1 protein-coding gene is annotated in these 501 nt (G+C 57.7%); it reads left to right on the forward strand.

All coding sequences use genetic code 11. From position 1 onward, the window contains the following. Positions 1-24: 24 nt before the first annotated feature. Positions 25-501 (forward strand): lysophospholipid acyltransferase family protein (locus AC1QQ2_RS15165; RefSeq protein ID WP_479713774.1); only part of this gene is annotated, 477 nt, incomplete at its 3' end.

Here is a 501-nt window from a genome sequence, read left to right on the forward strand (position 1 = left end):
GCATCGCAGCCAGAGCGCGACGCCATGGTACAAACATGGTCCAAAGAGTTGTTGGCTATTTTGAACGTGACCTTAGTACTCAAAGGGGGGCAGCCGGCGGTTGGCTTGGTGGTCGCCAACCATGTATCGTGGCTCGACATTTTGGTTATGAATGCCTCGCACCCGGTGCGCTTTTTATCTAAATCGGACGTCAAAGCATGGCCGCTCTTAGGTCGGCTCGTTGAGGGATCAGGCACTTTGTTCATAGAGCGCAGCAAACGCCGTGATGCCATGCGGGTGGTGCAAACGATCACCCGTTACTTGCGTGACGGGCACCGGATAGCCGTCTTCCCGGAGGGCACCACCAATGACGGCATCCATGTCTTGCCCTTTCACGGCAACCTGATCCAAGCGGCGTTGGACGCACCATGCCCTGTCACGCCGGTAGGCATTCGATACCTCGATGCAGTCAGCGGCACACGCAGCATGGCGCCCGCGTACGTGGATGACGACACCCTTTTG

This window comes from Aestuarium sp. (assembly GCF_023253315.1).
GTDB classification, from domain to species: Bacteria; Pseudomonadota; Alphaproteobacteria; order Rhodobacterales; family Rhodobacteraceae; genus Marivivens; species Marivivens donghaensis.